General features: G+C 67.9%; 12 protein-coding genes. 7 read left to right on the top strand and 5 right to left on the bottom strand.

Annotation, left to right across the window (positions count from 1 at the left end; genetic code table 11):
• The first annotated feature begins 6 nt into the window (after positions 1 to 6).
• Positions 7 to 1,149, top strand: coding sequence for a PucR family transcriptional regulator (locus ACQEU1_RS22515; protein ID WP_433204982.1), 1,143 nt, complete (start codon positions 7 to 9; stop codon positions 1,147 to 1,149).
• Here the strand turns inward: ACQEU1_RS22515 and ACQEU1_RS22520 are convergent.
• Entirely contained in the window at positions 1,103 to 1,948 is an 846-nt protein-coding gene (locus ACQEU1_RS22520) for an SGNH/GDSL hydrolase family protein (RefSeq protein WP_433204985.1), read from the bottom strand. The genes ACQEU1_RS22515 and ACQEU1_RS22520 overlap by 47 nt on opposite strands.
• A 117-nt stretch (positions 1,949 to 2,065) precedes the next feature.
• On the opposite strand from ACQEU1_RS22520, the gene ACQEU1_RS22525 reads away from it, so the two are divergent.
• From ACQEU1_RS22525 to ACQEU1_RS22545, 5 genes are all read left to right on the top strand, one after another.
• Positions 2,066 to 2,806, top strand: a complete 741-nt coding sequence (locus tag ACQEU1_RS22525) for an inositol monophosphatase family protein (protein WP_433204988.1) — start codon at positions 2,066 to 2,068, stop codon at positions 2,804 to 2,806.
• A complete protein-coding gene (locus ACQEU1_RS22530; protein WP_433204991.1) occupies positions 2,803 to 3,486 on the top strand; it encodes an SDR family NAD(P)-dependent oxidoreductase in 684 nt (227 codons plus the stop codon). The genes ACQEU1_RS22525 and ACQEU1_RS22530 overlap by 4 nt, the downstream gene beginning before the upstream one ends.
• Positions 3,487 to 3,793: 307 nt before the next feature.
• Positions 3,794 to 4,843 (top strand): beta-propeller fold lactonase family protein, encoded by a 1,050-nt coding sequence (locus ACQEU1_RS22535; protein ID WP_433204994.1) that lies wholly within the window; start codon positions 3,794 to 3,796, stop codon positions 4,841 to 4,843.
• A 19-nt stretch (positions 4,844 to 4,862) separates the two neighbouring features.
• Complete coding sequence (locus ACQEU1_RS22540; RefSeq protein ID WP_433204997.1) at positions 4,863 to 6,230, top strand: hypothetical protein; 1,368 nt, start codon at positions 4,863 to 4,865, stop codon at positions 6,228 to 6,230.
• 15 nt (positions 6,231 to 6,245) lie between these two features.
• Positions 6,246 to 7,106, top strand: a complete 861-nt coding sequence (locus tag ACQEU1_RS22545) for a tachylectin-related carbohydrate-binding protein (protein WP_433205000.1) — start codon at positions 6,246 to 6,248, stop codon at positions 7,104 to 7,106.
• Between the two features lie 51 nt (positions 7,107 to 7,157).
• Here the strand turns inward: ACQEU1_RS22545 and ACQEU1_RS22550 are convergent, their stop codons facing one another.
• From ACQEU1_RS22550 to ACQEU1_RS22560, 3 genes are read right to left on the bottom strand one after another with little or no spacing between them, the layout of a single operon-like run.
• Positions 7,158 to 8,972: a DEAD/DEAH box helicase gene (locus ACQEU1_RS22550; RefSeq protein WP_433205003.1), complete on the bottom strand. Its 1,815-nt coding sequence runs from the start codon at positions 8,970 to 8,972 to the stop codon at positions 7,158 to 7,160.
• Positions 8,969 to 10,399, bottom strand: a complete 1,431-nt coding sequence (locus ACQEU1_RS22555) for a transcriptional regulator (RefSeq protein WP_433205006.1) — start codon at positions 10,397 to 10,399, stop codon at positions 8,969 to 8,971. The genes ACQEU1_RS22550 and ACQEU1_RS22555 overlap by 4 nt, the downstream gene beginning before the upstream one ends.
• Complete coding sequence (locus ACQEU1_RS22560) at positions 10,399 to 11,037, bottom strand: hypothetical protein (protein ID WP_433205009.1); 639 nt, start codon at positions 11,035 to 11,037, stop codon at positions 10,399 to 10,401. Before ACQEU1_RS22560 ends, ACQEU1_RS22555 begins: the two co-directional genes overlap by 1 nt.
• A gap of 307 nt (positions 11,038 to 11,344) precedes the next feature.
• On the opposite strand from ACQEU1_RS22560, the gene ACQEU1_RS22565 reads away from it, so the two are divergent.
• Positions 11,345 to 12,106, top strand: coding sequence for a hypothetical protein (locus tag ACQEU1_RS22565; RefSeq protein ID WP_433205012.1), 762 nt, complete (start codon positions 11,345 to 11,347; stop codon positions 12,104 to 12,106).
• 42 nt (positions 12,107 to 12,148) lie between these two features.
• Here the strand turns inward: ACQEU1_RS22565 and ACQEU1_RS22570 are convergent, their stop codons facing one another.
• On the bottom strand, positions 12,149 to 13,534 hold the full coding sequence (locus ACQEU1_RS22570; protein ID WP_433205015.1) for a DNA cytosine methyltransferase: 1,386 nt from the start codon (positions 13,532 to 13,534) through the stop codon (positions 12,149 to 12,151).
• Positions 13,535 to 13,571: the final 37 nt, after the last annotated feature.

Consider the following 13,571-nt stretch of genomic DNA (forward strand, 5'->3'; position numbering starts at 1 on the left):
CGGCGGATGTCCTACGTGATCGGTGGACGTCCGCTCGCCGCGCGGCTCGTCGCTGAGATGCCGTCGTTCGTGCGGCAGGTGGTGTCGTCGCTGGTCGAACGCGTGCCGGCGTACGCCCAGCTGCCAGCGGAAGAGCTCTCCGGCGACATCTACCGCGTCACCGAGCACGCGTTGCGCGCGTTCGCGGCCGTGCTGGACTCGGGTGCGCTGCCGTCGGCCGACGAGCTGCGGTTCCTGCGCGAGTCGGCGGCGCGGCGGGCCGAGGAGGGCGTGCCGATCGACGTGGTGCTCACGGCGTACCACGTGGGCATCCAGGTCGTCTGGGAACGACTGGTGCCCGAGGCGCGGCCGGAGGAGGTGCAGGACGTGCTGGCGCTGAACGCGTTGGCGTTGCGGTACCTGCAGCTCGTGACGCCGGTGGTGAGCGCCGGGTACCTCGACGAGCGGCAGACGATGTTCGACGACGAACGCTCCGCGCGGGCCACGCTGCTGACCGGGCTGCTCGCCGGAACCGTTGAGGCGCAAGGGCCCTACGTCGTGCTGGCGCTGGACGTGCCGCCGCACCCCGACGAGCTGCTGCCGGACGTGGACGCGGCGGTGGCGTCGCGGCGCAAGCTGCGGCGGCTGCGGGTGGAGCTGGAGCGGCACAGCCGGGAGCCAGTGCTGTCGTCGTTGACGCCCGAAGGCGGTCTGGCGTTGCTGCCCGGCGAGGACCTGCCGCTGGACCGGATCGTGGCGGACGTGACGCGCGCGGCCGGGGTGCCGTTGACGGTGGCGGCGGTCGCGGCCCCTCCCTCCGGGGTCGCGACCGCCGCCGTGCTGGCGCGCGAGGTGCTGGCCGTGGCGTCCGGGCCTGGGCTCTTCCGCCTCGCCGACGTGCTGCTGGAGTACCAGCTGTCACGGCCGAGCGCGGCGCTGCGGCCGTTGGCGGAGATTGTCGCGCCGCTGACCGAGGAACTGGTGCAGACGCTGGAGGTCTACCTCCGCCGCGGCTCACGCAGGCCCGCCGCCGGTGAGCTGCACGTGCACCCGAACACCGTCGACTACCGGCTGCGGCGGGTGGCGGAGCTGACCGGCCTCGACCCGACGCGCATCGAGCACGTCACGCTTTTGACGGCTGCGCTTGCCGCACGGCGCGCGCGACCGTAGCCCCGAAGACCTGCATGCCCGCGGCGTTGGGGTGCAGCGGTGCCGCGACCGACGTCGGGATCAGGCCCTCCAGGTAGCGTTCGGACGGCTTGGCGCACGTGTCGTGGCCGACGCTGACCGCCGCGAGGTCCACATAGGACGCTCCGCGCTTCTCGGCCTCCGCCTTGGCCGTGGCGCTCAGCAGGTTCACCGACCCCTGGACGAAGTCGGCGTCCCGCGCCCAGATCGGCTGCACCGGGTAGCACCCGCCGGGCTTGACGTACGTGCCGTAGCCGGTGACGAGGATCTTGGCCTGCGGCGCCCTGCGCTTGACCTCGTCGAGCGCGGCGCCGAACTCGGGCGCCCACTGCGCGATCTTCGCCGCGACCTGGTCGCCGCCCGCCGTGAGCCGGTCCTTGCACGACAGGCCGACCGGTTCGGGCAGCAGGTTGATGCAGCCCAGCGCCGTCTGCACGAGCCCGACGTCGTTGCCGCCGATGGTGATCGACACCAGGTCGGTGGACTTGGACAGCGCGTCGTACTGCGGCTTCACGAACCCGAACTGCCGTCCGGCGAAGTCGTCCGTCGTGGCGCCCGAGCACGTGACGTCGGTGAGCTTCGCGCCGAGGATCTTGGCCGCGACCTGCGGGTAGTTGTTGTTGCTGCTGCGCAGGCACCACAGCGCGGGATCCTGGTTCGGGATCAACGGCCCGGCCGCCGCGGAGTCGCCCATCGCCACGTACTCGAGGACGTCCGCCTGCGCCGTGCTTGTTCCGGCGACCAACATCGCCAGAGCCGCCACGCCTGCCACGATTCGCATCCCGATCCTCCAACGTCGTTGTCAGGTCTGCTCATCGTGGTGGCTCAGGTCACGTGCGCGGGTAGGACGTTGCCCAGAGTCATCCGGTCGTGTTTGTGACCGATCACAATGGAGCACGTGACTCCAGGTGAACTCCTCTCGCTGGCGGCGGACTCCTGCGTCGACGCCGCCAAGCTGCTGCGCGACGTCCACGTCGACGTGTCCGCGAAGGGCACGTACGACCAGGTCAGCAGCGCCGACCTGGCGGTGGAGTCGTTCCTGCGCTCGGCCCTGGTCGCCGGCGCTCCCGGTTCGGCGGTCGTCGGCGAGGAGCTGGGCAGCGCGACGGCCTCGGTGACCTGGTACGTCGACCCGATCGACGGCACCCGCAACTTCGTGCGCGGCATCCCGTTGTCGTGCATCTCGGTGGCCGCGGCGGTGGACGGCGTGCTGGTCGCGGGGTGCGTGCTGGACCCGTTCCGCGACGAGCTCTTCACCGCCGCGTCCGGGGTGCCGTTCCGCGTCCGCTCGACCGGCCTGGTGATCCCGCCCAGCGCCGGGCCGCGGCCGTTGGTGCTGACCGACATCCCGTTGCCCGGCAGCCCGTACTCCGGCGAGCTGGAGCTGCTGGGCGACCTGCTGGCGATCGCGGACGTCCGCCGGGTCTACTCGACGGCCCTGTCGCTGGCCTGGGTGGCGGCCGGGCGGGCCGACGCGGTCGCCAACATCGGCACCTTCCCGTGGGACGTGGCGGCGGGCGCGGTGCTGGTGCGCGAGGCGGGCGGCACGTTCGTGGAGATCGCCGCCAACGCGTTCGCCGCCGGTCGTGGTGAGATCGTCGACTGGTTGGTGACGCGGGTGGAGGGCATCGTCTCGTGATCGATCTCAGCGGCAGGGTCGTGCTGGTCACCGGCGCGGGCGGCACCATCGGCGCGGGCATCGCCGACTGCTTCGTGCGCGCGGGCGCGACGGTCGTGCGCCACCGCGGCCTGGAGGACGGTGACCTGCGCGACCGCGCCGAGTCGGTGGTCGACGACGCGTTCGCCCGGCACGGCCGCTTGGACGCCGTCGTGAACAACGCGGGCGTGCAGCCCGTCGAGCCGTTGCCGGGCATGACGACCGCGCAGTGGCGTTCCGTTGTGGACACGAACTTGACAGGCCCGTTCGCCGTGACCCAGGCGGCGGTCGAGCACCTGCCGTCCGGAGGGTCGGTCACGCACATCGCGTCGATCGAGGGCACCCACCCGGCGCCCGGCCACGCCCACTACGCCGCCTCGAAGGCCGCGCTGATCATGCACGCGCGGGCGGCGGCGCTGGAGTACGGGCCGCGCGGCATCCGGGTCAACACAGTCTCGCCGGGGTTGATCGCCCGGCCGGGCATCGAGGAGCAGTGGCCGGAGGGCGTCGCCCGGTGGCGGGCCGCCGCGCCGTTGAGCCGGCTGGGCACGCCCGAGGACGTCGGCAACGCGTGCGTGTTCCTCGCGAGCGACCTCGCGAAGTGGATCACGGGGCACGACCTCGTAGTGGACGGCGGAGTGGGCACTCGACCGACCTGGTGAGCCGACTGCGACAGGTGCCATCACTTAGTTAACACCTTTACGTCACAGTACGTAGTCGTTCACGCGCGTAGCTCAGTTTGCACAGCGCCGAACAGGGCCTAAAGACCCATCTACGGCTTTACTTGCGTTATTATATACGACCAGGTCAAGAGCGTTGCGTCACACGGCAGCCACCGTGCGTATCAATCGGCTATGCAATGTCTCAACTGGGTCACAGCTCAAAAATGGACTACCCAGCGTGATAACACGCACGTCCTCTTCCTCGAATGTTCAACGAGTCGACTTCGACCGGAGGGGGACGGACGACATGACATCCGAGCACCGACCGCTTTCCCGGCGAACGCTCCTGACCGCCGCACTCAGCGGCGCCGCGGTGAGCGTCGTCAGCCCAGGACTGTTCGCGGGGACCGCAACCGCGGCACCCAAGGCAGCCCGCAAGAAACTTCTGATCGGCAGCGTGGACCGCCTCGGCAACGGGGTCGTGCAGCTGGCCGACCCGACCCTGACCGGCGAGCAGGCGCTCATCCCGGTCAACGGCCAGCCGAACGCGATCACCGGCTCGCCCGACGGAGTGCTCGCCTACGTGGGGACGGTCTTCGGGCCGGGGCTGAGCGTCGTGGACGTGGACGGCGCCAAGGTGACCACCGAGATCCCCGTCGGCGGGTTCGTCAACGAGGTCCTCGTCTCGCCCGACGGCAGGACCGTGTACGTCGCGACCGGCACCGCGGGCGCCGGTGGCTCGCGCGGGCAGGTGGCCGTGGTGGACGTCGCGACCGGCGAGGTCCGGGCCCGCGTCCAGGCAGGTCTGCTGCCGCGCTCGCTCGCGCTCACGCCCGACGGCAAGCAGCTGTTCGTCGGGGACGAGCGGGCGAAGGGCGTCACGATCGTCGACACCGCCAAGAACGTGGTGTCGGGCAGGTTCGAGACCGAGAAGACGCCGCTGCTGCTCGCCATCGACCCCAAGGGCAAGAACCTCTACGTGGCCTCGTCGCGCGAGCTGGCCACGTTCGGCCTGCGCGGTGGCAAGGCCGGCGCGACCGAGCTCGAAGGCGTTCCGTGCGGTCTGGCGGTGCACCCGAACGGCACGTTCGCCGCCGTCAGCCTCTACGCGGGCCGCAACGTCGACGCGCAGCTGGTCACGGTGAACATCAACTCCAACAAGGTCAGGACGAAGGAGTCCAACGGCAAGGCGAACGGTCCTCTGGCGATGAGCAAGGACGGTGGCCGCACGTTCGTGCTGGACAAGAAGAACCGCAAGGTCACGTCCGCGAACAGCGACTCCGGCAAGCCGGACAGCTCACTGTCGACCCCCAACTCGAACACGCCGACCTGCGTCGCCGTCGTCGAGACCGCCTGAGCGCCGGGAGGAGCCCGAGATGCCTTTCTCCATGTCCGTGAAGACCCTGGACTACACCCCTTCCTGGCCGACGTACCCCAGCCTCTGGATGGGCGGCTACTGCGGCGCGCCGCGCGGCAACCAGGGCGCGGTCGACCGCAGGCTGCGCGCCCAGTGCGTCGTGATCGACGACGGCGCCGGCCCCAAGGTCATGCTGCGCGTCGACGTCGTCAGCATCCCCCGCTACGTCCACCAGGCGATCCGCTCCGCCGTGCTTCCCCTGGTGGGCAACAACAACGGCAACTTCCTGATCATCGTCAGCCACACGCACTCCGGCCCGATGATCGGCACGACGAGCCCCAGCCCGTACGTGATGATGGACCTCGCCCCCGCCGACATCAACGCGATCGAGGGCACCACCACGGTGTTCATCAACCAGATGGTCGCGCTCGTGCAGCAGACCGTCGCGATGGCCCGCACGCCGGTCACCTTGTGGTACAAGGAAGGCAGCACGACGATCGGCTACAACCGCGCGGAAGAGCCGCACGTCATGACGACGATCTCGGCGCTGATCGCCCGCCGGGTGAGCGACAACGGGCTGCACACCGTCCTCTTCGGATACGCCTGCCACGCCGTGTCGCGCGGCAACGACAGGACGTTCTGCAGCGACTACCCCGGCGCCGCCACCGACGTGATCAGCAACGCGCTGGGCGTCCAGGCGCTGTTCTTCCAGGGCGCCGCCGGCGACCAGGAACCCAACGACCCGCACTCCCCCAGCATGGTCACGAGTCTCGGCACCACGCTGGGCAACGCGGTCGTGTCGATGGTCAACTCGGGCGGCTGGAACGCCGTCACCGGCCCCGTCGCCACCTACTACAACGAGATCAAGATCCCGCTGCAGGTGGACTTCGGCGACCCGGCCGCCGCCATCAGGGCCCGCAACTCCTACAACAACAGGCTGGACACGTTCCCGCCGGACGACTTCGCGTACCGCCACGCCGAGGTCATGATCGAGAAGTTCACGGGCCCAGGACTCCCCAAGGAGTTCCCGATGCCCATCCAGCGCTGGAACCTGGGCGGCCTGAACATCCTCGCGATGTCGCACGAGGTCCTCTCCCAGTACGCGGTGACGCTGCAGAACCAGACCCCGGGCTGGCTGTGGATCATGGCGTACGCCAACGAGACCGAGGGTTACGTCGCGGGCCACAGCGTCCTGCAGGCGGGCGAGTCGAAGCACTTCGGCTACGAGGCCGGCTGGACCGACGACGACCAGATGTCGGGGCCGGGCTCGTGGACCACTTTCTACGCGTGGCCGTCCCCGCTGAAGTTCAACCCGAGCGGCGCCGCCGCGGCCGGGTCGACAGAGCGTCTGGTTCTCGACGCCTGCACCGCCATGCTGAACCTCTGAAGAGTGGAGTGAGACATGCCAGGACCCAGCACCACGTTGTCGGCCCGCTACGGCCTCGCTCCGGTCTACCCGTGCGACACCGCGGGTGACCTCTACTGCTTCGAGCACTCGACCCCGGCCACCGGCACGTTCGCCTGGGGCGAGAGCTACCAGATCGGCGCGGGCTGGCAGGGCCGCGTGCTCGCCGGACCGAGCGGCTGGACGTTCAGCATCACCACCGGCGGCGAGCTGCGACTGCTGCACTACAACGGTTCCACGTGGGACAGCCTCAACGGCGGCGAGTACCTCGTGCTCGGCCAGGGCTGGTCCTACAGCGCCGCCAACACCCGCTACCGCATCTCCGTCGACGAGGACGGCGTGATCTACACGCTGGACGCCGCTGGCAACCTCAAGGCCCACTACTACAACTTCACCACGCAGCAATGGGCCGTCCAGGGCGCACTGCTCGACACGGGCCTGACCCAGTACAACGCCATCGTCGCCACCAGCCGCGGCGTCGTCTACGCCCGCAACGCGGCAGGCGCGATGTACCGCTACTACATCGACTTCTGGACGGGCGCGACCGCGACCTGGGTCAAGCCCACCACCACTGTCACCACCGGCTGGCAGAACCTGAAGAACCTCAGCTCGGCCGGCGGCGAGACGTTCTACGCGGTGAACCAGAACAACGGCAACCTGCTCTGGTACAGCTACAACCCGGTGACCAAGGTGTGGAAGAACGCCAAGGTGATCGGCGGCGGCTGGAACAACGAGCAGGACGTCGTGGTGCAGTCGAACGCGTGCTCGCGCTTCCCGTGGGAGACCGCCTGCAACTCGTTCGGGATGCAGGACGGCGGGGCCGTGATCACGCGCCTCAACCAGGTGAAGAAGAACTGACCCGCGTTCTCGTCGGGCCCGTCCTCGGCACAACTGCCGTGGGCGGGCCTTTCACCTTCCGAGGTGGCCCAGGAGTGCCTGAACGTCGCTGGACTCCAGCCCGCTCGCGACCGCCGGCTCTTCCTCGAGATCCGAGAGCTGCTGGACTGAAGGGTCGTCCAGGATCTTGCCCATGAACTCGAGCTTCTTCCCTAGGCGGAGTTCGACCACCTCGTCGATCGTGCCGCGCACCGCGAGCACGGTCACACGGGTCTCGACATTGGGCGCGAGACCCAGCCGGTGGATGCGGTCGAGGCTCTGCAGGAACCGGCCGGCAACGAAGTCGCGATCGACGTACACCGCGTCGTGGCAGATCTGGTGGAGGCTGATGCCCTCGCCCAGGGTCGCCGGATTGGACACGAGCACCATGCAGTCCGGGTCGTTCTGGAAGCGGTGCAGCTCCTCCGCTCGCTCGGTGGTCCCGCCGTGGACCATGGCGGGCTCGAAGGCGGACAACAACTTGTGCAACGTGGTGAGGCTGCGGACGAACGTCGTCCACACCAGCGTCTTCCGTCCGCGCGCGGCGTTCTCCGCGACGATCGCGGCCGTCTCCTTGTACTTCGGCGAGAGCTCGTAGCTCGGCAGCTTCTTCAGCAGTGCGTAGAGCGAGTCACCCTCGGGCACGTCGAGCGGCGGCAACTGGTACTCGAGCGGCTCGTACCGCGACTCTCCCTCCGCCAGCATCGCCGGACTCGTCGCGGCCATCAGCAAGCGCAGAGCGGACTTGCCCAGAGCAGCGAGGTCGTCGCGGCCGGAGCGGTTCGCCTCCTTGCCCACGATCGCGTCGTAGATCTGGCCGTGCAGTGGGGGCAAGTCGACGTAACGGACCTTCGTGTCCATCGGAGGCAGCCCGAGCTCCAGCTTCGTGGTGCGGGCGAACAACGGCCGGAGCACCATGCTCGCGCGCGCCAGATCTCCACCCGCCACTGCGTTGGAAACTGTCCGATGGCCGTGCCCCGGCCACGCGAATCCCATGAGGCTCTCGAGGTCCTTCGCACCGTTGGGTGCCGGGGTACCTGTGAGGATCAGCCGCCGGCGAGCGAGCGGTCCGAGTGCCATGCACGCGGATCCGTAAGCGCCGCGGGTTCCGAGCTTCATCCTGTGCGCCTCGTCGAGGATCATCATCGACGGCGCGGCCTTCAACCACGTCGCCAGCGCGGTGAATGTCCTGACGAGCCGCTCGTAGTTGATGATCAGGACCTGGGTGTCCGGCTCGATGGAACGCTCGTAGACCTGCGCGCGCAACGGTTCGCCGAAACACTCCACGCTCTCGAACTGCCATGACTCGTAAGCGGATTTGGGGCACACGACGAGCAACCGCTCAGCACTGCCTTGAGTCCGCTGGGCCGCGAAAACCGCCAGCGCCACCCGCGTCTTGCCCGCGCCGGGCACGCTGAAGTTCGCGCCGTGCCGCAACGACAAAAGCTTCGCGATGTCCCGCCGCTGGAACTCGCGCAGGTCGCCTTTCCAGTCGTCGCCCAGCAGGTAGAAGACGTCCTCCGCGTCGACCGCGGCAGTCGTGCTAGGTGCGTCCAGTTGGCGCTGCACCGTGTAGGAGTCCTCGACATTGCTGCGGACGAGCTCAGCGAGCTCGTCCGCCCACTGCACGTCAGCCGGGCTCGGCCAGGTCGAGAGGAGTTCCAGCTGGGACAGAAGATCGTCGAGGTCGACGGTGATCGCCAGCGGGCCGAGCTGCGCTCCGGTGCGGAAACGCGTGGCCAGCCGCACGAGGTCGTCGCGGTGCGGCTGCACCGTCCTCATGGTGACCTTGGTCCGCGTTTCGTCGAAGTCGAGGCGCAGGGACGGCTCCGGCTGGCCGTTGTTCACCGAATTCCTCCAGGAGAGGTCGCGTCGAGAAGCCAGGTCACGCCGTCACCGGGGTCCTTCAAACCCCGGCCAGCCTGCTTGGCGAGCTTGCGGAGGGAGTCCCGCAGCTTCAGCACAGCGTCGTCAAACGCTTCCTCGTCGAGAGACCGCGAGCTGCGCGCCTGGACGAGTTCGGCGATGCACTGCTCAATGTTCGCACTGGCGTCAGCCAGCCGGGCCGGCGCCATCTGCTTGCGCTTCAGGAGGCGAGCGTTGCGGCCTGCGGTCTCCAGTGCCAAATCGAACGCTTCCTTGAACTGGTCGTAGGCCTCGCTCGCGGCCTGGCTCTCGTCGTCCGCCAAAGGGCCGGCGGTTCCCCTGGCCGCCTTGGCCTTGAGAATTCGATTGGTCAGGTCCTTCGCCGCTCCGACGGCACTCGATGCAGCGGCGACGCTGACGCCCAGCCCCGGAATCGCAACCGGGGCATTCGCGGGCGCAGCAGCGCCGAACTCCGCCGGCAGCCGGCTGTCCAGGTACTGCTCGCGGAACTTCAGGCCGTCCTCGATGAGGCGGACATCGGTCTTGGCGAAGCCGAGGCTCATCGCGGCCAGCCTCATCTCCTTGAGGACATCGGCGTTGTCCGGATCCGACGCCTTCGTCTTGTGATAGATCCGGTGCAGCTCCTTGAGCTTCTCCTGGTGCTGCTCGAAGTCGATCAACTTCAGACCGGTGCCGTTCTCCGGGTCCTTGCTCCGTTCGATCTGGTCGCGGATCACGCCGAGGATCCACCGCTCCTGGTGGTAGGTCTCGGTGCGGATCCGGAACTCCTTGGCGATCAGCTCAGGAGTCCGGCCCAGCGCCGCCTGCTCCTCGAGCGCGAGCAGGCGGTTGATGTACGAGTAGTCGCGACGGTGGTCCTTGCGCAGCTGCAGGGAGAGCTCGACCGCGTTGATGTCGGCCCAGGTGAACGACTCCGGCAGCACGCCCACCCGCATCGACTGGGCGCCGAGCTCGCGCAGGGCCGCGGCACGGGTGTTGCCGTTGACCAGCACGCCCTCGTGGGTGATGAGACCGGGGTCGTTCTGCCCGAACTTCGTCAGGCTCTCCAGCAGGCCGTCGAACTCGGGATCCCTTCGGTTCGTGTCCGCCGGCGAGGCCTGCAGCAGGTACTTCAGGTAGTCCTGGCTCGTCGCGCTGTACGGGTCGGAGTCCAGCTCCGCGTCCCGCTTCGGGTCGTGCGACCGCTGAGCGCGGATGCGGTGCGTCGCGGGGTTGAAGTACAGGCTGATGAGCGGCGACTCGATCACGTCGACGTGGAGCGGCTGCCCGTTCCAGTCGACGGTCACGGTCTCCCGCGTGCCGCCGGCCTCCCTCGCCTCCGCGAGCCGCTTCTTCACCAGCTCGCTGAACTCAGCGGCGCGCGGAGGCGGGGGAAATTCTCGATGCATCAAACCGTCACTCCGTCTTCTTCGTCCCCGAGCAGCTGGCGCCGAACCGCCGCGCGGGAATCCGCCGGCATCGCGCGGTAAAGGCCCCACAGTCGTTCGAGACCGCTGAGCCGCCGTTCGTCAGCGGCCAGCCAGCCACCGAAGATCTTCTTCTCGAGCGGACCGAGCGATTCCACGAGACGCAGAATCTCTCCGAGATCCACAATGCTGCCGCGCCCCCCGACCCGGCACTTGTTGCATTCCGTGCTCAGCTGAGTCTCCTCCGTACCGTCCGGGAGGAGAACCTGGCGCCGAGCGATGTCGAGCTGGGCGGTCGTTCCGTCGTCGAAGCTGTCGCCGCCCGCGATTCCGCAGGACCGGCAGAGCCAGCCGTCCTCCTTCATGACCTTCGTGCGCTGTGCCGCGGTGATACCACCCTTGGCCTTGGCGGTCTTCGCCTGGCCGGGAATCCAGACCTCAGCACCCACCTTCACCAGGCGCTGCTCGTCCTGCTTCAGGCTCGGGTCCTCGCGGTAGGTGTCGATCTGCCAGCCGTAGTCCCTCAGGTCGCGCAGTCGCCGGTCGATCTGCGCGACGTCCGGGAACGCCTCCCGCAGGTCGTTCTTAGTGAAGGTCTCGCCGACACCGACCTCCTGCACGAGCCACAGACCTCCCCTCGACATGCTGCCGAGCCCGGACTCCTTGTCCCTCCACGAGGGCGTCATGGTTCCTCCCCTAAGCCAAGTGACGAGTTTACGTACACGGCGCCATCAGTGCCGTGTGCACCTAACGGCGCCTAGAGCAACCAGATCACGACTCTTGGGCGAACTCCAAGCAATTCTTGTTGCGAATCTATCGCGCAACAGAAACGAATTCTCCGTGTTGCGCGATACATTTTGCAACACCTGCGACCGCAGAGACCGCGTACAGTCAGGCGGAACTGCACACGCAGAACAAGGGGTGGGGATGTCGGCCGGTGGGTTCAAGTCGAAGATCAGCAAGTTGCTGCCCGAAGCACGGCAGGTCTTCGCTCAGACGTTGCGTGACCTGTATACCCACGTCGCCTTGAGCGACGGGAAGCGAACCTCCCACGCCGAGATGCTCAAGGCCATGGAAGCCGGCTACAACCGCTCAAGCCTGTGCAGGTATTTCAACGGCAAGAACGTCCCCAGCGAGGCGTTCACCGTGTCTTTCTACGCGCTGCTCAGGGACTGCACCACCGATGACCTTCCTCTGAGCTGCGAAGACCTCCTGGTTCTCCGCGCACGGGCAGCGGCTACCGACGGACGCCGGAGCAAGGTCCGCGAGGAAATCGCAGCTCAAAAGGACCGGCGTATCGAAGAGCTGGAGCAGCAGCTTGCCGACAAGAACGACGCCGTTGCTCTGCCGGTCCCCGCTCACCAGGGGGACCGGCAGAGCAATGCGTTTGAAGAGCGACCGGCACCGCAAGCGGCAACGGAGGTGATCGAACTGACCGCGGTCGGTTTGCACGAGCAGGCGCTCACCCTGCTGTCACGACTCTCCGAGCACCACGAAGCCGCCGAAGTGGCTCAGTGCGTCGCGCACTTCCGCACCGGAGGGCACGACGAGCTCGCCGACACGCTGATCCAGATCTACGGCCGCGACCACCAGAAGGGCCAGCACCGGGACGTCATCCGGATGTCGATCACACTGCGCGGCCTGCAGTTCCCCGACGACGCCGACAACCTGCTCAACCTGCTCGTTTGATGACAAACATGCAGGTAGCCATGCCGGCGGCGCCTCCAGAGATCAGCTGATCTTCGACTTGTTCTTGCTGAACAGGTCGTGGCGAACGTGGTCGTCTTGCCCGACGAATGCCTTGAACCTGCCCAGCTTGAACCTGGGGACGGCCGGCTTCTCCTTGTCGATCTCGAGCTCGAAGTCCTTGCTCAGCAACGAGATCCGATGCTCCAGCTCGTGCGCCTCGATCTCCTTGCCGGTCGCTTTGGAGACCGCCTTGGAGATCTGCGCCGCGGTCAGGTAGTCGCCGGCGACGCGGAGCGCGCGGTAGATCGGATCGTGCTCGGTGTCGATGTCGCGATCGGCCGGGTCGCCTTCTTTGCGGAGTGCGGACTTGATCGCGAGTCCCACCGCCCTGGCGACCGGCGGCGGGAACGCGTTGCCCACCTGGCGGTACCTGGAGGTCTTGAGTCCCACGAACTGCCACTCCGCCGGCTGCCAGCCCTGCAGGAGCTGCACCATCTCGGTCGTGAGCTTCGGCCCGACCTCGAACTCGTCGTCCTCGGCCGGCGCTTCGTTGGCGATGCCCCACGCGTCGACGCCCAGCTGCTCCCAGGCCCTCTTGGCACGCGTCGGGCCGAGGTCGGCGCCGCCGTGCTTCTTCGAGCCACCGACGATGGTCGGCGCGATGTCATTGGCCTTCGCGACCCACTCGTCCAGGCCCTTCCAGCCGCGAGCACCCATGAGGTCTTTCAGGGTTTCGCCAACGGTGAGCGGATCAGCCTGCTTCTCCGGCCAGCGGAAGTACGGTGCGAACTCTTCTTTCAGCGCCACGAGGACAAATCGCGGCCGAAGCTGGGGCACGCCGAAGTCGGACGCGTGCAGGAGCCGCCACTCGGCGACGTACTTCATGTCGATCAACTGGTCGAGGATCTCCTGCCGGTAGGCGGAGAACCTCGGCGTGCTGAGGCCTCGGACGTTCTCGAGGAGCAGCGCATTCGGCTTGAGCGTCTGGCACTGGTGCACAGCCCAAGCGAAGAGGTCGCGCTCATCTGTCGAACCGTGCTGCTGCCCGGCCAGGCTGAACGGAGGACACGGAACACCGCCGGCCAGGAGGTCGAAGTTCTCCGGGATCGCGACGCCCGCCTTGCGCGCCACCTCCCAGACCTCCTTGGCGGCCACGTCTCCGGTGATCACGCCGTCGACGATCTGAACGGGAGCAGGAGCCTCAGGGGTTTTCTTCTTGCCGCCTCGTTTGGTGGTGAGCAGTTCAGGCCGCACCGGATGACCGTGCCGAGCCAGCAGGTTCACCCGGAGGGTGTCCGCCGCCGTGGGGTCCAGCTCGATGGCGAGCTCGTGCTCGAACCCGGCCTGCATGAGCCCGAGGGCCTGACCACCGGCGCCGGCACAGATCTCGACGACCTTCAACGGCGTCGCGGCCTCGGGGGTTTCCACAGGCCCTCCCTTCGTTTGTTCGCGTCACAGATTGACG

The organism is Lentzea sp. CA-135723 (assembly GCF_050936595.1).
Taxonomy (GTDB): domain Bacteria; phylum Actinomycetota; class Actinomycetes; order Mycobacteriales; family Pseudonocardiaceae; genus Lentzea.